The sequence below is a fragment of the Micromonospora sp. NBC_00821 genome (assembly GCF_036347035.1).
GTDB classification, from domain to species: Bacteria; Actinomycetota; Actinomycetes; order Mycobacteriales; family Micromonosporaceae; genus Micromonospora; species Micromonospora hortensis.
The window spans coordinates 6,816,540-6,835,816 of the sequence record NZ_CP108880.1; the positions used below are offsets into that span (position 1 = coordinate 6,816,540).

Annotated in this window: 10 protein-coding genes; 4 read left to right on the forward strand and 6 right to left on the reverse strand. The window is 68.4% G+C overall.

From position 1 onward, the window contains the following. Nucleotide 1: 1 nt before the first annotated feature. The 3 genes from OHB44_RS31285 to OHB44_RS31295 form a co-directional block, all read right to left on the reverse strand. Nucleotides 2–1,384 carry an efflux RND transporter periplasmic adaptor subunit gene (locus tag OHB44_RS31285; RefSeq protein ID WP_238684529.1) on the reverse strand — a complete coding sequence of 461 codons (1,383 nt, stop codon included), beginning with the start codon at nucleotides 1,382–1,384 and terminating at the stop codon, nucleotides 2–4. 229 nt (nucleotides 1,385–1,613) lie between these two features. Beyond that, nucleotides 1,614–2,042, reverse strand: a complete 429-nt coding sequence (locus OHB44_RS31290; RefSeq protein WP_238684528.1) for a hypothetical protein — start codon at nucleotides 2,040–2,042, stop codon at nucleotides 1,614–1,616. Nucleotides 2,043–2,119: 77 nt separating this feature from the next. Continuing rightward, entirely contained in the window at nucleotides 2,120–8,947 is a 6,828-nt protein-coding gene (locus OHB44_RS31295; RefSeq protein WP_330439056.1) for a polymorphic toxin type 24 domain-containing protein, read from the reverse strand. A gap of 426 nt (nucleotides 8,948–9,373) precedes the next feature. Here OHB44_RS31295 and OHB44_RS31300 point away from each other — a divergent pair, with 426 nt between their 5' ends. Then, complete coding sequence (locus tag OHB44_RS31300; RefSeq protein WP_330439057.1) at nucleotides 9,374–13,840, forward strand: LamG-like jellyroll fold domain-containing protein; 4,467 nt, start codon at nucleotides 9,374–9,376, stop codon at nucleotides 13,838–13,840. Nucleotides 13,841–13,900: 60 nt separating this feature from the next. Here OHB44_RS31300 and OHB44_RS31305 read toward each other — a convergent pair whose 3' ends face one another. Together OHB44_RS31305 and OHB44_RS31310 are read right to left on the reverse strand one after the other, a co-directional pair. Beyond that, the gene (locus OHB44_RS31305) at nucleotides 13,901–15,190 is read right to left on the reverse strand and encodes a hypothetical protein (RefSeq protein WP_238684525.1); all 1,290 of its coding nucleotides are present in this window, start codon (nucleotides 15,188–15,190) and stop codon (nucleotides 13,901–13,903) included. 162 nt (nucleotides 15,191–15,352) lie between these two features. Then, nucleotides 15,353–16,273 carry a proline dehydrogenase family protein gene (locus tag OHB44_RS31310; protein ID WP_238684524.1) on the reverse strand — a complete coding sequence of 307 codons (921 nt, stop codon included), beginning with the start codon at nucleotides 16,271–16,273 and terminating at the stop codon, nucleotides 15,353–15,355. A gap of 107 nt (nucleotides 16,274–16,380) precedes the next feature. Here OHB44_RS31310 and OHB44_RS31315 point away from each other — a divergent pair, with 107 nt between their 5' ends. Genes OHB44_RS31315 through OHB44_RS31325 form a run of 3 tightly spaced genes read left to right on the forward strand, consistent with a single transcriptional unit; the run spans nucleotide 16,381 to nucleotide 18,427 of the window. Further along, nucleotides 16,381–16,653 (forward strand): hypothetical protein, encoded by a 273-nt coding sequence (locus OHB44_RS31315; RefSeq protein ID WP_225855034.1) that lies wholly within the window; start codon nucleotides 16,381–16,383, stop codon nucleotides 16,651–16,653. Between the two features lies 1 nt (nucleotide 16,654). Continuing rightward, nucleotides 16,655–17,821: a glutathionylspermidine synthase family protein gene (locus OHB44_RS31320; RefSeq protein ID WP_238684523.1), complete on the forward strand. Its 1,167-nt coding sequence runs from the start codon at nucleotides 16,655–16,657 to the stop codon at nucleotides 17,819–17,821. Nucleotides 17,822–17,839: 18 nt separating this feature from the next. Then, the gene (locus tag OHB44_RS31325) at nucleotides 17,840–18,427 is read left to right on the forward strand and encodes a CGNR zinc finger domain-containing protein (protein ID WP_238684522.1); all 588 of its coding nucleotides are present in this window, start codon (nucleotides 17,840–17,842) and stop codon (nucleotides 18,425–18,427) included. Between the two features lie 31 nt (nucleotides 18,428–18,458). On the opposite strand, the gene OHB44_RS31330 is transcribed toward OHB44_RS31325, so the two are convergent. Next, complete coding sequence (locus tag OHB44_RS31330) at nucleotides 18,459–19,265, reverse strand: sugar phosphate isomerase/epimerase family protein (RefSeq protein ID WP_091402756.1); 807 nt, start codon at nucleotides 19,263–19,265, stop codon at nucleotides 18,459–18,461. Nucleotides 19,266–19,277: the final 12 nt, after the last annotated feature.

A 19,277-nucleotide genomic window follows, 5' to 3' on the forward strand; every position in this document is an offset into this window, starting at 1 on the left:
CTCACTGGACTTCCTGGCCGTCGCGGACCTGGTCGGCGCCGCGCACCACGATCCGGTCCCCCGGCTGCACGCCGTTGAGGATCTGCACCAGGTCGGACCCCTGGACGCCCACCGTCACCGAAGCCCGGCCCGCCTTGCCGTCACGGACCACCCAGACCGCGTCCCGGCCGTCGGCGGAGAACACCGCCGACGCGGGGACGGTCACCGCGTCGACGGCCTCGCGTACCCGCAGGTGCACGATCGCGTTCATGCCGGGGCGGGGAGTCGGGGCCAGCTCGTCCTCGGCCAACGTTCCGGCGCCCAGCGCGAGGCGGACCCGATAGGTGACCCCGCCCTGCGCGGAGTTGGTGGGAAGCACGTCGACCGAGCGGACTGTGGCGTCGTAGCTGGCGCCGGTGACGGCGTCCAGCTCGACAGTGGCGGTCACGCCCGCCTTGACGAGGAGTACGTCGGTCTCGTCGACCTCGGCGAGCAGTCCGAGCTGTCCGGTGTCCACCACTGTCAGCACCGGCGCGCCGGCGGTGACCAGCCCGCCGACCGCGACGGCGTCGTCCACCCCGGCGGGCGGCCCACCCTGGCTGGGGGCCAGCACGGACGGGTCGAGGCCGGCGCCACCGGCCTGCTCCAACAGCCCGGCCAGACCAGCGTTCGCTCCACCGCTGGCTCGGGTGCCACCGGGCTGCACCACCCCGGCGATCGGGGCGCGCAGGGTCAGCGCGTCGACTGTCGCCTTCGCCAGGTCGTACGCCTGCTGGGCCTGGAGCCGCTGCGCCGCCGAGAGCGCGCCGACGGCGGAACTCAACCCGTTGATCCCCCGCTGCACCGCGCGGACCGCCTGGTCGGCGCTGCGCGCCGCGGACGCGTACTGACGTTGCGCCGACGTCACCTGGGTGAGCAGCGCGTCGCGCAGTTGCGGGTCGGCGATCTTCTCGGCGGCCTTCCGGGCCGCGTCGAACGCCTCGTCGGCGGCCTTGTCGGTGCCGCGCCGGCTGCTGGTCAGGTTGCCGGCTCCGACGCCCCGGCCGGCGCGCTTAGCGGCGGTCAGCGCCTCCTTGGCCTGACGGAGACGCTGTTGCGCGTTCGGTGAGTCGACCACTGCCAGCACCTGACCGCGCTTCACCCGCTGTCCAGGCTGGACGCGCAGGCTGGCCAGGGTGCCGTCGGCGGGAGCGGTGAGGGTGGCGGCGGCGCGAGCGGTCACCGTGGCCGGAGCGTCGATCACCTCGGTGACCGGGTTGCGAGTGGCCGAGGCGAGCGCGAGGTCGGGGCCTTCGTCGCCGCAGGACGCGGCGGTGGTGGCGGTGAGAACGACGACGGCGGTCAGGGCAATGAGCAGGCGGGGCCGCGTGGCGCTCGCGGGCCGCGGCGGGTGGAGGCGGCGCACGCATCGATCGTACGGGTGGTGACAGCATGACGAGCACCGCCATGCAAAGGATCGTAACGACCCCCGCCGTGAATTCGGGATCCATGATCGTTCGTCGATGCTTGTTCTCGACTGGCCTGATGGCGGGCGGCGAAATCGTATCCGCCGCCCGCCATTGAGCCCAACAATCGACCCCTGACAACTACGCCTGTTGCTTACTACCGAAAATTTGCAGGATATGTGCTTGCCGTCAGAGACCTTCGAATACCAGATTGCGAAGCTCTGCTGCAGCGGACCTTACCGTCTCGTCATCGTCGCCAAGAAGCTGGCCCACCACGCCCTTAAGAGCCGCAGCCTTCTCGGCGTCCAAGCTCGCGACGTACATCGCACCGTTCAAGCAGCTATAAAGGTGGTCGATATAGTTCGTCATGCTGGTCCCTTCAACGGCCGCGGCCCACCCCCGCGCAAACATCCGCCATGAAACGAGATCAGCCCGAGCCAATAGAGCATCAGCGGTGGCAACGGTGACAGCGGTGTCCTTCGCATCCATGAGCAATCGAAGAATCACACCATCCGTGACCGGCTCGCCCAGGTAGGCGACAAGACCTTGGCCAGCCCTGCTACGGTCCTGCCAGCTCTCCGACTCAGCCAGCAGCAGAAGTTCCTCTAGATCAGACACGGACGCCACTTCCACCTCATGGACACGGTAGCCAAATTCGAGTCAGGGAATAGGGGCGGGCACCCCGATTAGTGTGATCAGAAACCGCACGGCGGCTCGCCTACGGGGCCCACACCAGAGAAGGCATCACCCGTTTCCTGAACGAAGGCCTTGCCGCTCGGGTTGACATTCTCTCGATAGGTCTGCCAGTGGGGCGTCTCGACACCCTTGTGTGTCGCACCGAAGAGATCTGTTCGATACTTGAGATTACCCTTTCCATCGTATACACCCCAGTCGACGATGGCACCGCCCGCACCACGCCTATAGAGAACTCCGTCCGATGGACCGCCACTCGTCGGCACACGACCTTGCGTCCATTCATGGGAATTACCCCACGGATTGGAGCCGTTAGAGTTGTGAACCAGGACCGGAGCTTTACCAGCGAAGACATAGTACGTGTGGAGGCCGTCGACGGTGAGGTTGTATGCCTCGCCTGAGTGAGCGGTGTTCGGACGGATACCTAGCACGGATCGGGTGCGGCCGTTGGCCAACAACACGAGGTCGCCCGAATCAAACTCATCAGCCCGCTGCCACTGCCGATCAGTCTGGTTCCAGAACGGATGATCCTCAGTAGTCGTAACCGCCGAGCCGAAGAGTTGAAGATCGACGAAATCATCGTCGTGCACCCAGACGTGCGTAACAAATCTCGGCCCCTGCTCACCCACCTCCGGATCCGAGGCCATAACCTCGTCCCCGACCTCGACATCCATGAGGCGCTTGGTGGAACCGTCCGCCATCAGAACTTCAGTGTCACCACTGAAGCTCTTACAGCCACCGCCGCCCGCAGGGCGTTTGCCGGGTGCACCCACACGTCCGGCGCTGCCGAGTGCCCCGAGCGCACCGCTCTGGAACATCTCGTCCGCCGGCAGGTTCGCCGCCAAGAAGTCGATGTACGGGTTGTAAAGGTCCTCAATCCACTGCTGGCAGCCGCCCGGACGTCCCATCTCGTGACAGATGTTCATGGCGAGCGCCCGTTCATCCTGGGCCATCAACTCGTCGTTCGAGGTGAAGTTCCGGGTAAACCATTCGCCACGCTGCTCGTTCCAGCGGCGGGTGAACTCCTCAAGCGGCACCGTCTCGGGCACGAAGATCACGTGCCCGAGGATCCGAGGGTGCGTCCGCTTCCGGTCCCTGGTGCTCGTCTTGCCGTTCTTGTTGCCCCAATCGATGTTCGCGTCGGTGCCGCAGCCACCCGGGCAGCCACCCGCGCCACGACCGTCGCCCTCTTTCAGGGGACGGGGGTCGTAACCACGGCAATCGAACTCTAGGCAGTCAGCCGGGATCAGACCGTCCGGGTCACTCATGGTGACCGGGGAGTTGTTGGCGTAGGAGTAGCCGTTCCACTGCTGCGGATCGGCCAGGTCCTGCAACGGGTCGACCGAGACGAACCGACCGATTGTCGGGTCGTAGTTTCGGGCGCTGACCTGGGTCAGGCCGGTGCTCGTGTTCAGCGGCTGGTTCAGGAAGCCGCGGTTGTCCGGCGCCGTGACGGTAGAGCCGCGGGGCGCGCCGTACGGGGTGTACTGCCGCCAGGTCGGCACCTGGGCCGTGTTGTTCAGGTAGAGGTTCGGCGTGCCCTGGTGGTCCGGGATGGTGAACCCGTACGCGGTGCCACTGCCCGTGCGATAGGCCATCGCACCGCTGGGCAGCGGGTAGTAGCGGGTGCCGCTCAACGCCTGGGTGTTGGTGTTGAGGGTGATCTGCTGACCTGGCAGGTAGAGAGTGGTGACCCCCGGGTCCTTCTGGATCAGCAGGTTGCCGTCGGCGTCGTGCAGGAACGAGCTGTTTCCGCCAGTGCTGCCGGTCACCGACGCCAACTCACCAGCGTCGTCCCAGTTCAGAGTTTGGGTGCCCTGCCCGGCCTTGCGGGTGGTCATGTTGCCCGCGTCGTCGTAGCTGTACGAGGTGCTGCCGGTGAGTCCACCGGAGGTGGCGGTGCTCGTCAACGTGTGCGGCTGGCCCTTGGCGTTGCCGTCGTACACGTAGTTGGTGGTGGTGTCGGTCCCGCCGGACGTCGAGTACTGGGTCTGACTCTTCCGGTTGCCGAGCGAGTCGACGTTCCACTCGGTCCAGTAGGCGCTGGTGGCACCGATGCCACTGCCGACCATGGCGCGGTTACCGAGGGTGGGCGTGACCGCGCACGCGTCGGTCGCCGTCCATGCCTTGGTGAGCCGCCGCAGCGAGTCGTACCGGTAACACTGCGTCTCCGACGCGGTGGTCGGGTCGGAGCGGGTGTCGACGGTCTTGGTGATGTTGCCGTACAGGTCGTACTCGTAGTCTCGCTTGCCGACGTCCTTGGTGGTGGTCGTCGTCTTGGTCACCAGTTGTTGCTTACGTCGCCCGTTGTGGTCGTCGTAGATGTTGACGACCGAGGCCCCGCTCGTCGAAAGACCCACAAGGTTACGGGTGACCCGTCCCCACGCGTCGTAGTCGACGGACGCGCTGTAGCCGGCAAGCCCACCGACGACCGTCGGCAGGTCCAGTATTCCGCCGTAGGCGCGAATCACTGTCTCGCTGGGCAGGTTTCCCCTGGCCGGGTAGGTGTCGGTAACCGGAAGCCCGGTCGTCGCTGAATAGGTGTGCCCGAACGCGTACGTGTTGCCGAGCGCCCCTTCGACAGCGGGGATGGTGATCGTCTCGCCCTTCGAGTTGCCGAAGGAGTCGAAGTTGATCCACTGAGTGCTGTATTCGGCGCCATTGCGGAAGGCGGTCGCCGTGGTCAACTTGCCAATCGCATTCGTGATCGACGCGGCGCTGTTGTCGTTGTCGTACACCCATGCCGCCAGCTTGTTGCTGGCCGACTGCGTCGCGGCCGTCGCGGCGAAGCTGGCCGTACGACGGTTGATCTTGTCGAAGGTGGACGAGACGGTCTTGCCGCGACCGTCGGTCGACTCGATGACGTTGCCCGCGCCGTCGTAGCGCATGGTGCTGGTGCCGGCATCCGGGTCGTCCTTGCTGACCACCTGCCCCAGCAGGTTGAACGTGCTGATCCAGGGGTTACCGGCAGCGTCGGTAACGGTCGACTGGTTGTCCTGCCCGTCGTAGCCGTAGGTGCTGTCCACCGAGGTGCCGCCGGTGAGGCGGTAGACGCCGGTGAACGAGTTCGACGGGGAAACCAGCGTCGGCGCTGCGGTGTACTGGAGTTGCTTCTCCAACCGGCCCATCGGGTCGGTGACCGTCGCGGTGACGGTGCCACCGGTCGGCGGGATGACCGTCGTACGGTCGCCGTTGTACACCGTCCTGGTCGACGACTTGACCACGCCGTCGCGGGCGCTCTCGGCCAGGATGACCCGGCCAAGCCCGTCGTAGGTGTTGAAGGTCTGGTTGAGGGCCTTCTTCTCCAGCGAGTCGGCGTAGACCGGAACCGTGTTCGGTCCGCTGGCGGCGTCCCACCAGCCGTTGTAGGTCGCCCGCACCCAACCCCGGCTGTCGTAGAACGAGTCGGAAATCATCCGACCGCCCACGTTCGTGTCCGCCTGGGTCTGCCGCACCCGGTACTGGGCGTCGTAGATGGTGGTGGTGGTCGCGTAGCTGTTATTGAGGTTCAGCGTCTCGGTCGTCGTCGCGGTTGGCCCGCTCTTGGAAACCGCGTAGCTGTGCTTCACGTTCGGCAGAGCGCTGGTGGGCCTGGACGCCAACCAGACCGTCTTCAGCCGACCCAGCGCGTCGTACTGGGTACGGGTGACCACCCCGTTGGCATCGGTGCTGCTCGTGGGGAGATTACGCAGCGTGGTCATGGTAGTGGAGGTGCCGTGGCCCTCCGCGTTCTGCAGGGTCATGCCGGTGGTCAGGCCGGCGGCGTTGTCGGTGTAGCTGGTGGTGGACTTGTTGCCGTTGCCGTCCCAGGTGCCGGTGGCGCGACCGTAGGCGTCGAACTCGACCCGGTCGGTGGTCTGGTAGGCATATCCGCCGGAGACCCAGTCGGACGCCTTGCGGACCATCGTGACGTTGCCCCGGCTCGGGGCCGCCTGCGGGAACGTGGTCGCGAACTGCGGGTCGTCGTAGTAGGTCCGGGCATGCGAGACGACCTGCGCCGGCCGGTTGACAGTGGTCGGGGCGGCCAGCGTGTTGGTGCTGCCCGGCACCGACGTCGGCGAGCCGGCGCGGAAGCCGGCGCAGGCCACCGACACGGTCTCGACCTGGCTGGTCAGGCCGACCAGATTGAGACCGGTGTTGGCCGGGGCGTACGTCGTGCTCGTGCACCGGTCGTAGGCGGGGTTCGCCGGCACTGTGTGGTCGTACGAGTGCTGCAGCAGGCCGAAGGTCGCGGAGCTGGTCGACGCGTCGTACGACATGTCGGTCTGGCTGTATCGCCAGGTGGTGCTGGAACCCGAGGTGACCGCCTGCCGCCGCCAGGTCTGCACCGGCGCGCTGAACGTCGCGGTCAGCGCCGGGAGCCCCGTGCGGCTCCGGGTAGCTGTCGCGTCCGACACCCAGTACGAGGTGACAGTCGAGCTGTCGATCGGACCGCCGTCACCAAGGTACGAGGTGGCCTCCAGGGCACGCCCGGCGAGCTGATCGACATCCTCGTGGACGCCGCCGGCGCTGTCGGTGACGTTGACGACAGTGGTGTTGTTGTTCTTGCTCATGCCACGGTAGTAGGTGGTCTCGCCCAGGGTGCGGGGGTCGTTCGCGCCGTCACCGTTGCGGACCCGAACCTTGCCGTAACCGCGGAACTGGCCGTAGGTGCGGTACTTGGCCTTGACCACCTCGTTGTCGTCGAAGTGCCACGCCGCGCCGTCGACGTACTCATAGTTGGTGGAGGTGGCCGGGGCGCCCCCGGTGGGGTCGGTCGTGGTGACCCGGGTGACCGCGTACTTGTGGAACCAGTCCCGGATCGGGTTCGGCAGCCCGTCCGGCGTCCAGTAGACGGGGTAGCAGGACTGGGTGTTGGACGTGGGACTGATCGTCACCGGCGCGGTGCAGCGCTTCGGCAGCTCGTAGCTGGGCGAGATGACCGAACCGGTCTCGGTGGTGATCGTCGCGATGCGCTGCCGGTAGAACGACGGGTAGCCACCTGCGGTGTCCACCCGGTTGGGCAGCTTGATGCCGGTGAACGACACCGAGGGCAGCGAGATGGCGCTGGTGGAGCCACCGGAGGTGGTGTCGTGCCCGGTGCGGGTGATCGACGACAGCCACAGCGCCGGCGATGTCTCGTCTTCTGGGTTCGGCAGCGTATGGGTGAACGCGTAGGTGTCGACCTTCCGGTACGGCGGGGTGAGGCTCGCGTCGTACTGCTGGGTCTCGATGGACGTCAGCCGCACCGTGGAGAAGAACGATGGACTCCACGGCTTGCAGTCCGTGCCCGAGTTGCAGACCAGGTCGAACGGCACGTCCGGCCAGTTGGCCTTGTTCGCCTCGTTCAGCGGCTTGCAGGTGCCGGAGAGGCAGCGGTCGTCGGTGTTGAAGACCACCTGGTTGGGGATGATGCCGTACGCGCCGTTGTCGCGGAAGCCGTAGTCGATCCGGGCGAGGTTGCTGTCCCGGATGTAGGACACGTCGGTGGCGCCCTCGTTGCGTCCGTAGTAGTTGGTGGCCTGGTTGTAGTAGTAGGCCATCGCGTTGCCGTGGACGTCCTTGGCGTAGTCGAGGTTCCACCGGTACGCCATGGTGCAGACCGACGAGCTGAAGCCGGCCGCGTTGTAGCAGGGGTCTCCCGAGTGCGCCGAGTAGACCGGGATGTGGTCGACCGACTTGGTCTCCGGTTTGTTGGTCGTCCAACCCGGCAGGCGGTTACGGCCGAACTCGTAGACGGTGCCGTCCCGCTCGGTGACCCGCCAGTAGTCGGTGTCCTTGGTTCCGCTGCCGTTGCCCGAGTTCATGACCCGGGTGACCACCGCGCCGGTGTCGTTCTGCATCTTCCAGACGCTCTTGGCGGAGTCCCAGATCAGTGAGCTGGAGGATCCGTTGAGGGCGATGGTGAGGACCGGGCCGGCGTAGCAACGGTCGTTCGTCTTGACCGGGGACGGGCTGCCACCCGGGTCGTCCGAGCAGGAGACGAAGGTCTGCTCGACGTACGACTTCGGGGTGGTCCAGCCGTCGCCCACCCAGGAGGCCTGCGCGTTGGTCGCGGCGGTCTGACCGTCGACACCACCGGAGTTGTAGGAGAGGGCCAGTTGCGGCAGGAGCTTCGACCGGGTCGGTGGCACGGTCACCGGGTACGAGTAGCTGAACGAGCCCGTGCTGCCACCTGCCGTCCACGAACCGGACGGCTTCAGGTCGGTCGCCGCATAGGTGCCGCCCCTACCGCCCTCGTCGCCAGCACCCGCCATGGCGGCGAAGACCATCGCCGAGTCGGCCGACCGGCTGTCGGCGGTGGCGGTCGTGATCGGCACCTCGGCCGAGACCGAGTTGCTCGCCGGGTCGTTGGTAGAGACCAACGGTGTCGGCGTTCGGCACTCGGCGAGCGCCGGTGTGGTGAGGGCGCACGCGGGCATCCGCACGAGTCGCAGTCGGGAGCCGTAGTTGCCGCCGTACGCCTCGGCGAAGTCGGCGTAGTCGACGCCGACGCGCACCGATCCGTTGACTGGCTCGGTCGACGACGGGGTCACCGAGAGCAGCACGCCGCCGACGCCTGCCGCCTCGGTCGCCTTGCGGTCGGCGACCGACACCCGCATCTGCTGCGGGCCGGCGTACCGTCCGCGCTTGACGACCGGTTCCACCCAGACCGGGGTGCCTGCCGCGCGGGCCTTCGCCGGTGCCGTTGCCCGGGCCGCGGACGCCGATCCGGTCAACGCCACAGTCGTCGAGGCAGCTTTCGGCCACGCCGTCCGCGACGGTCGATAGGTCGACTTGGCCTGGTCGGGTGGAGTCACGAAGTTCGTGGGCAGCGGCTTGACACCGGTCACCGAACGCCCTGGCGACATGGGCGGCAGTGTGGACAGTCCACTGTCTTCCGGCTTCGCAGCCGCCGGTGCACCCACCAACAAGCTCGCCACCAGCGACGTAGCCGCGGTCAGTGCCCCCAGCCGTTTGCGCCGTGTAAGTAGGCGCAATCCCCCGTGCCCGGCCATTTCACCCTCACCTCTGCGAGATCGTCAGAAATCCACGCAGGGTGTCTCGTCGCACACCCCCGTGGCGCGAACAATGTTTCATGTCGGCTTCCCCCGAAGGTAACGGTGCGATAACAAATGACCACGATCACAGCGGCAAATACGCTGCAGTGAGTCCGAAAGGGACGACTCCGTGTGACGTCCTCCGTTCCACCGGTGCCGTAGGTGCTGGTTCACTGTGGCCGCCCAACGGACGTGCTCCGCGTCCGACGGCTTCACTCACGGGGGAGATACCTCTTCATGCCCAAAATCGGTCCTCAACCGAGGACGTCGACATCCAGACGAACGCTCACCACGGGTGTCGTCGCAAGCCTCGTCCTGGCCACCTCAGCCACGTTCCTACCCGCCGTACCGGCCGCCGCCGCGCCCAGCAAGCCCGCACCGAAGCCGGCGGATGGATCACTCAGCGTCGACCGGGCGATGGTCGAGGCGAAGCGGACTGGCAAGCCGGTCGAGGCAACCGGCGCCCGGACGTCGACCACGACCTTCACCGCCCGCCCAGACGGAATGATGGAGCTGACCGAGTCGGCCGTACCCACTCGCACCAGGGTGAACGGCACGTGGAAGGACCTGGACCCGACACTGGTCCGAAACGCCGACGGCAGCATCACGGCGGCCGTCACCACCAACCCGATCCGGGTCTCCGCCGGTGGCGGCGGACCGCTCGCCCAGATGACCAGCGGGGACCGCGCACTGTCGGTCACCGCTCCGTTGACCCTGCCGACGCCGACCCTGTCGGGGCCAACCGCCACCTACGCCGAGGTGCTGCCCGGGGTCGACCTGACCGTCCGGGTCGACACCGAGGGTTCCTTCTCGCACGTCTTCGTGGTCAAGAACCGACAGGCTGCCGCCAACCCGCGGCTCGCGGCCCTCGACCTCGCCACCGCCACGAAGGGCGTCGAGCTGACAGCCGACCCGGCCGGCAACATCACCGGGCGCGATCGTGGCGGCCGGACGGTAATCACCGCGCCCGCCCCCGCGATGTGGGATTCCGCCAGCGGCGCGGGCGCACAGGCTGGCACGAACGAACGAGGAGCCGCTTCCACTCCGGGCGGGCCCGGTCGCGGGGCGCGAACGGCCCCGATCGCTGTCCAGATCGGTGCCGGGAAGCTGCGGCTCACCCCCGACCCGAAGCTGCTGAACGACCCGGCAGCGGTGTTCCCCCTCTACATCGACCCCACCTTCAACTGGACGCCGGTCGGCCCCAAGATGAGCGGTTGGGCCTCGATCTCCTACCAGCACCAGTCGACCAACTACTGGAAGAACACTCCGGACCCGATCGGCCGGATGCAGGTCGGTAACTCGGGAAGCCAGCGGTCGAACACTCTGATCAACTTCCCAGTCCCGTACTCCACCCTGGCCGGCGCCGAGATCGCGGACGCCCTCTTCAAGATCACAAACACCAGATCCTGGAGCTGCACCGACAAGACGGTGAACATCTACGGCCCGGGCACCACATTGAGTTCCAGCAACGCCACCTGGAACTACTGGGAGGGGGTGAGTAAGGGCAGCGCCATCGCCAGCAAGAGCTTCGCGTACGGCTACAGCGGTTGCGACGCCGACGGCGTGTCCTTCGACATCACCGGGCAGATCAAGGCCGACGTCACGGCCAAGAAGTCGACCCGCACCCTCTGGATGGTCGCCGCCAACGAGGCCAGCGACGCCCAGAGCTGGAAGGAGTTCCTGGAGACCAGCCCCACGCTGACCATCCGCTACAACCACGCACCCGCCGCGCCGACCGGATTGACCACCTCCCCCGCGACAGACTGCATCGCGGCCAGCCCGACAGTGGTCGGCGACACCGCCGTCTCCCTGTACGCGCCGGTCTCCGACGCGGACCGAGGAGCGCTCGGGGTCACCTTCAAGCTGTGGAAGAACAGCGATGCCTCCCAGACGGCCATCGCCAGCACCAATCCCAACCTGCTGACGTACTCCTCCGGCACCACTGCGGTATTTGTCGTACCGCGAGCCGCGTTGGCAGCCGCCGCGGGCGTGACAAGCGGCAGTGCGGGAACCCCGACCACCTTCGCCTGGAAGGTGCAGACGACCGACTTCCGTACCTCCAGCAACTGGTCGACCACCTGTCGGTTCACCTTCGACGCCACAAGGGCCGGACCGCCCAACATCTCCGAACTCGCCGTACAGCCGACGATCGGGCAGCCAGTCACGGTCTCGGTCAAGCCGCCGTCCAGCGGCGCCGTGCCCACCAACTACGTCTACCAGTTGAACGCGGCACCGCCGCAGAGCGTCACCCCCGACGCGAACGGCAACGCGAACTTGCAGATCACCCCGAACCGTTTCACCAACACGATCTCCGTCACCAGCGTCACTGCCGCGGGCAAGAACTTCGGCGATACCGCGATCCTGTCGTTCAATGCCGACCCCTCGTCCGTCGTGGCACCGGACGGCGACCTGACCGGCGACGGCCGAGCCGACCTTCTCACCGGTGGCTCGGTGAACAACCTCAAGGCTGGCCTGTGGCTGGCAAAGAACAATGGCGCGGCCGGGGTAAACCCGAGCATCAGCAACATGGGCGCGCGAGGGAACGGGGTCACCGGTGAGAACTCTCCGGCCGACTTCAACGGCGCTCAGGTCATCACGGGACGATTCACCGGCGGCAACCTTCAGGACGTGCTGATCTACTACCCGACGGGTAACAACGCCGGCGGTGGCGGGATCCTCGCCGGCAACGGCGATGGCTCGACCTTGATGCCGGAGCGCGGTGGGGTCCAGACCAGCCTCCTGGCCGACTACCTCCTCGACGAGTACGGCCGATCGCCGATCCAGCTGGCGAACGCCGGTGAGGCGCGGGGGCCCGGCTCCGGCTTCCCGGACCTGATCGGCACCAGCGGCGACGCCACGAACGGCTACCAGCTCACCTACTACCCCAGCTTTCCGGGGACCAGCCTGTTCTTCGGGGCGACCTCGACCGGGGCACTGACCCCGACCGGTGGCGCCGACTGGAACAACTGGACGATCACCACAACGCAGACCAGCACGGGCGCGGCGATGTTCCTCTGGAACCGGACCACCGGCGCGCTGCACCTCTGGTCCAACCTGGCCTACAACCAGGACACCGGACAGCTCACCTACACCGCCCGCACCCTGGCCGCCAGCGGCTGGAACACGAATGCTGCGCTCAACCTGCGCGCCGGTGACATCAACGCCGACGGCAACCCCGACCTGTGGACCGTCGGCGCCGGTGCGGTCACGACCGCCTGGCTGGTCACCAACATCCAAACCAGCAGCGCCACCATCACCGCCCAGCCGAAGCAGACGCTTGTCACCTCGGACCACACCTGGCAGTTCGACGACCTGCCGGACGCCGCGGTCACCAGCGCGAAGGATGTCTCCGGCGGCAAATCCCTCACCGTGGAGGGCGGCAACGCCTACTGGCGAGGCGGCGAACTCTTCAGCCCGGCGCTGTTCCTCAACGTCGACAAGACCGGGACCATCGTCGACGCGTCCAAGCAGGGCGCGCTGTCGGTCAACGAGCGACTGGTCGACACGAGCAAGTCGTTCAGCATCTCGGTCTGGGCCAAGCCCACGGCCGCCGGCGGTGTCATCGCCAGTGAGGACGGGGCGAACGCGTCGCGCTTCCTGCTCTGGAACAACCAGAGTGACAACACCTGGCGATTCGGTCTCGGCAACGCCGACAGCGGTTGGTCGTACACCCAGGTGGTGGCACCTGCCGGTACGGCGCTGGGGGTCTGGACGCACCTGGTCGGCACCTACAACGCCGAGACCCGGACGATCGTGCTCTACGTCAATGGGGTGATCAAGGGGAGCGCGCAGTACACCGCCACGCCGACGTGGCCGAGCACCGGCAAGTTCGTGGCGGGCCGCTACAAGTACCTAGGCGCACCGACGGCGCACTACTCCGGAATGCTCAGCAACCTGCAGGTGTGGAAGCGGGCGCTCACCCCCACCCAGGTCGGGGCGACGAACGTCACGAAGAGCGGTTCGCTCACCTCGGTCGGTGCCACCACCTGGACCCCGCCGGGCACCGGCACGAAGCAGACCGACGTCTACGCGACGGACACCATCGGCAGCCTGTGGCGCTACCGCAAGGTCAACAACCAGCTCACCGCACCACGGCTGATCTCCTCGGGGTGGGGCCAGTTCACCTCGTTCGGCATCGCGGACATGGACCACGACGGCTACCAGGACGTGGTCGTCCGAGACAACGTCACCTGTGACCTGCAGGTGTTCCTGGGCACCGCCGACGATCTGAGCCCCACTCCCACGTTCTCCGGCTCTCAGTGGTGCAGCTACCGACCGTTCGGGATTGGCGACTTCAACAAGGACGGCTACCAGGACGTCTACACCGCGGGCACGACACACGACCTGTGGGTCTACCCGGGTGACCTGGCGGGTGGCAGGTTGCCCAGGATCGACGTCGGTGACGGCTGGAGCGACCAGTACACCGGGTTCGGGGTGGCCAACGTGGTTGGTGACGCCACGCCGGAGCTCTACGGCCGGGAGATCGACACCGCCCTGCTGCGGGTGTACGACCTGCAGGCGCGGACCATCACCCAGGTCGGCATCCAGTGGGCGAACTACACGTCCTTCGGGATGACCGACTTCAACGGGGATGGCAAGCCCGACATCCTCGCCCGGGAGAACGTGACAGGCATTCTCTGGATGTATCCGGGAGCCGCCAACGGCAGCCTCGGTACCCGATCGTCGATCGGCACCGGCTGGTGAACGACGGCGGTGGGTCGGGCGTCCGCCCGGCCCACCGCCGCCAGCAGGCGAACGAGCGGCTCAGCCGGCGGTCGCGCGGACGTACGCCACGCACTCGTCGTGCAGCGTCGACCACTGCTCACCGAACGCCTTCTCGGAGGCCGCCTCAATGGTCCGGCCGTCGTGCACCACTGTCTTGAAGAAGGTCAGCAGCCGCAACGGCCCGTACCGGTCGACGAGGTGCCGGACGGCCAGGTAGCCGATGCCGTAGCTGGCGGCCACCCGTTCGGCGGAAGCGTCGTCGGCGGGGTTGACGCCCTCCAACTTGCCGTCCCAGCCGCCCCGGACCATCTTGCGCACGTCGGCGATCCCCTCGTACCGGTCGACCGCCTGGCCGCCGGCACCGGCGAACTCGGCCAGGCCCTCGACCAACCACCAGGTGAGCTTGCCCGGGTAGCCGCGTTCCGGCAACGACGCCGCGTGGGTCAGCTCGTGCCGCAGCAGGTCGTCGGTGCCGCTGTTGGAGAGCCCTTCGGCGTTGAGCACCACCTCGTGGTGGCCGCCGCCCACTGTGACCGCGTAACCGCCGGTCCATTCTGGGCGCTCCCCGCCGTACCAGCGCTGCCACTCGGTGCGCCCGGCGTAGAAGATCCGGTAGCGGTCCGGCGGTGAGCCGGTCACCGCGTACCCGTCGGCAACCTTGGCCGCCGCCTCAGCCTGCGCGAGCAGGCCGGGCAGCTTGCCGCGCAGCGCCGGTGTGGTCGCGACGATGGTTCGCGCGCCGATGGCGACCGCCAGGTCGCTGATCTCCCAGGGTCGGGTGCCGGTCTCCACCGACTTGGATTCCTCCATGGCGACCATCCGGGGCTGGTCGCCGTTCTCCCGCCACCGGGTTCCGATCAGCACCGGGCTGGGCCGGCAGTTCGGCGTGACGAAGCAGTACTGGAAGCGCACCAGCAGCCGCCACTCGCCGGGCTTGCCGATGATGGGCACGGGCAGGCCACTGGGCTCGGCGCGCCAGCCGGTCACCTTGAGTTCGCGCAGCGCGGCGAAGCGTCGGCGCAGATCGTTGTGGGCGGCGGGATCGGCGACGGCGAGGAACCCGGCGCGGTCGCCGCCCAGGAGCGCCGCGGACTGCCGGTGGAGCTGGGCGGTGATCCGGTCGGACAACCCACGGGCCACTGCGGTGGCCGGGTCGTCGGCCGCCGAGGCGCCGACCCGGCTGACAGTGGGGCGCGAGCCTGTCTCCCGGATCACTCCGACGACGAGCGCCGCCGGCAGGCCGCAGCCCAGCAGCAGGACGACCACCACGAGCACCGTCCACAGCGGCCAGAGCCGCCGTGGTGCTGGCTGCTGCACCTCGTCAGTCACCCGCCGAAGGGTACGACCACTACCTGGATGCGGCGAGGCCGCCCCGGGCCGATCGGCCCGGCCGCTCGCTCACCAGCTTCGGCTGACCGACGAGCCGGATGGCGAAACGGGCCGGCGGTGACCCGAGGGATCGCCGCCGGCCCGTCGGCCGAACCGGAGGAACTACTTCTTGGAGATCAGGGCACGGCCGAAGAAGACCAGGTTGGCGGGGCGCTCGGCGAGCCGGCGCATCAGGTAGCCGTACCACTCGTCGCCGTACGGGACGTAGGTGCGCACCGTGTAGCCCTCGCCGGCCAACCGGGCCTGCTCCTCGGGGCGGATGCCGTAGAGCATCTGGAACTCGAAGCGCTCGGGACCCCTGTCGAACCACCGGGCCCGGTCCTCACCGATGGCGATCATCCGCGGGTCGTGGGTGGCCAGCATCGGGTAACCGTCGCCGGACATCAGGATGTTCATGCAGCGCACGTACGACTTGTCCACCTCACGGGCCGACTGGTACGCCACCGACTCCGGCTCCTTGTAGGCGCCCTTGCACAGCCGCACCCGCGACCCGGCCGACGACAGCTCCCGGCAGTCCGACTCGGTCCGCCGCAGGTACGCCTGGAGCACCGCGCCGGTCGACGGGAAGTCCTTGCGCAGCCGGCTCAGCACCTCCAACGTCGAGTCGGTGGTGGTGTGGTCCTCCATGTCCAGGGTGACGGTGGTGCCCGCCGCGTCGGCCGCGGCGCAGATCGCCCGCGCGTTGTCGTACGCCAACTGCTCGTCGAACATCTGGCCGAGGGCGGAGAGCTTCACGCTCACCTCGGCGGCCGGGGTGAGGCCCGCGTCGCCGAGCATCTTCAGCAGTTTCAGGTATTCGTCCCGGGTGGCGGTGGCCTGCTCGGGGCGGACGGTGTCCTCACCGAGGTGGTCGAGGGTGACAGCGAGGCCGTCGTCGACGAGCCCGCGGGTCGCGCGCAACGCGTCGTCGGTGGCGGCGCCGGCGACGAACCGGCGGACGACGTCCCGGGTGTACGGGGCAGTCGCGACGAGCCGCTCGACCTGGGATGACCGGGAGGCGGCGAGGATGACGGAACGGAGCATGAGCCGAGCGTAACGCCCCTGCCAGGGGCCCCGCCGAGGGGCGGCCGGGCCACCTCGACATGGGGGGCGGGGCGGCGGCGGTGGCGTCGATCGGCTACAACGATGCCGTGGACCAACGCCCCCGCCGCCGACTCCGCTCGGCCTCCGTGCAGCTCGGCGCGCTCACCGCTCTCGCGCTCGCCCTCTCCGGCTGCAACATGACCTCGGACGACGACGATGACGACGACTGCGCCCTCGGGCCGGTCGGCGGCGGCGACACCGTCGCGCTGGCGATGCGGGTCACCGACCCGGCCGCCGGTCGCACCGCCCCGGAGCCGACCACCGCCGCCCTGCCCGAACGCGGCGGATTCGGTACCCACCTCGCCGCCTGCGGCGGCTGACGTGCGCCGCGAGACGGTCACGCCTCGCCCCGGCTGGGACGCCACCATCCGGTCGCAGGGGCTGGTCTACGTCGACACCGAGCTGCCCGGCGGCGGGATCATGTCGTACTGGGACGAGACCGCCGCGTACGCGTTCGACCTGGACGAGGTGCTGCGGCTGGAGGAGGCCACCGAGGAACTGCACCGGATGTCGGTGGCCGCCGCCGAGCACGTGGTGGCGCAGCGCCGGTACGCCGAGTTCGGCATCCCGGAGTGGGCGGCCGAGGCGGTGGCCCGGTCGCTGCGGGAGGCGCCACCGACCCTGTACGGGCGCTTCGACCTGGCGTACGACGGCACCTGGCCTCCGAAGATGTTGGAGTACAACGCTGACACCCCCACCGCGCTTGTCGAGGCGAGCATCATCCAGTGGTACTGGCTGGAGCAGACCCGGCCGGAGCTGGACCAGTGGAACAGCCTGCACGAGCGGCTGGTCGGCGCCTGGGCCAAGATCGGGGCGGGGCTGCACGACCCCCGGGTGCACGTGCTCTGGTCGAACGAGGAGGAATCCGGCGAGGACCACATGACCGCCGGCTACCTCGCCGAGACCGCCCGGCAGGCCGGCCTGGGCGTCGAGCTCCAACCCATCCAGGAGATCGGCTGGGACGGCCGACGCTTCGTCGACGCCGACGACAACCCGGTGACCACCTGCTTCAAGCTCTACCCGTGGGAGTGGATGCTGGCCGAGCCGTACGGGCCGGCGGCCCTGGCCCCGGGCACCCCGACCACCTGGATCGAGCCGGCCTGGAAGCTACTGCTCTCCAACAAGGCACTGCTCGCGGTCCTCTGGGAGTTGTACCCGGGCCACGAGTACCTGCTCCCGGCGTACCTCGACTCGCCGCGCGGAATGACGGAGTACGTCGCCAAGCCACTGCTCGGCCGAGAGGGCGGATCGGTACGCATCGTCACCGCCGACGAGGAGATCACCAATCCGGGGATCTACGGCGACGAGGGCTGGTGTTACCAGGAGTTCCGGGCGTTGCCGCAGTTCGCCGGCAACCGGATGGTGCTGGGCAGCTGGATCGTCGACGGCGAATCGGCCGGCGTGGGTGTGCGGGAGAGCGCGAGTCTGATCACCGACGGCTACGCCCGGTTCCTACCGCACTACATCGACGCGCCGCGCACCCGCTGAGTCGTCTACCGTTGGGGCGTGAACTTCGACGCGTACGCCCGGACCGGCGTTGACCTGGTCAACGCCCGCCTGGACGACCTCGACGACCTGCGGGCCCTCTTCCCCGACGAGAACGCCTGGATGCGCGACGAGGTCGCGGACCGGGACGTGGCGATTTTCCGCCGGGCACAGAAACGGTTGCGCGACGTCTTCGAGTACGGCACCTCGGGGCGGGACGGCCAGGCGGTCACCGAGCTGAACGCGCTGCTCGAGGCGTTCCCGGTGCAGCCGCGCATCTCCGGGCACGACTCCAGCGACTGGCACATGCACGTGACCAGTCGGGGTGCCTCGGTCAGTGCCGAATATCTGGCCGGCGCGGTCTGGGGGCTGTCGGTGTGGCTCTGCGAGTACGGCAGCGCCCGGTTCGGGGTCTGCGCCGACGAGCGGTGCGGCAACGTCTACCTGGACACGTCGTCCAACTGCTGCCGGCGGTTCTGCTCGGAGCGCTGCGCCACCCGCTCGCACGTCGCCGCGCACCGGGCCCGTAAGCGGGCGGCGGTCGGCGAGCAGGTGGCTGTCGCCCCGCAGCCGACCTCCGCCGCCGATTCCCTCTCACCGGTCAGCTGACGCCGCGTCCGCCCGATCTCGGGCGGACGGGTCAGGCGTCGACCGGTGACGACGCGGTCAGGTGCTGGCGGGCGAACTCCAGCGCGGCGCGCAGGTCCGCCTCGCGCACCGCGCGGCTCTTCGCGCCCCGGGTGGCGACCTCCACCGCCACCGCCCCGGTGAAACCCCTGCCGGCCAGCGAGGAGAGCAGTTCCCCGCAGGGCTGGGTGCCGCGCCCGGGCACCAGGTGCTCGTCGCGGCCCTCGCCGGTGCCGTCACCGAGGTGCACGTGCGCCAGCCCGGCGCCCATCCGGTCGGCCATCTCCAGGGGGTCGCTGTGCGAGGCCGCGCAGTGCGACAGATCCAGGGTGTACGACGGGTAGCCGGCGTCGGTCGGGTCCCAACCGGGCACGTACGGGACGAACTGCCGGCCCGCCATCCGCACCGGGTACATGTTCTCCACGGCGAAGCGCAGCCCGGTGAACCGGTCCGCGACGGTGGCCAGACCCTCGGCGAAGTTGCGCGCGTAGTCACGCTGCCAGGTGAACGGTGGGTGCACCACGACTGTCGGCGCGCCCAGCGTCTCGGCCAGCTCGGCGGCCTTGCGCAGGCGCTCCCACGGGTCGGGGCTCCACACCCGCTGGGTGACCAGCAGGCAGGGCGCGTGCACCGAGAGCACCGGCACGTCGTAGTGCGTGGACAGGCCACGCAGCGCGCCCGCGTCCTGGCTGACCACGTCGGTCCAGACCATCACCTCGACGCCGTCGTAGCCGAGCGCCGCAGCCAGCTGGAACGCCGCCGCGGTCGGCTCGGGAAAGACCGACGAGCTGGACAGGAGCACGGGAACGCGGGAAGTCACATCAGCCAGCGT

Coding starts and splice junctions, on each gene's coding strand:
- OHB44_RS31300 (WP_330439057.1), top strand. CDS start 9,374: ATGCCCAAAATCGGTCCTCAACCGAGGACGTCGACATCCAGACGAACG.
- OHB44_RS31295 (WP_330439056.1), bottom strand. CDS start 8,947: ATGTCGCCAGGGCGTTCGGTGACCGGTGTCAAGCCGCTGCCCACGAAC.
- OHB44_RS31310 (WP_238684524.1), bottom strand. CDS start 16,273: ATGCTCCGTTCCGTCATCCTCGCCGCCTCCCGGTCATCCCAGGTCGAG.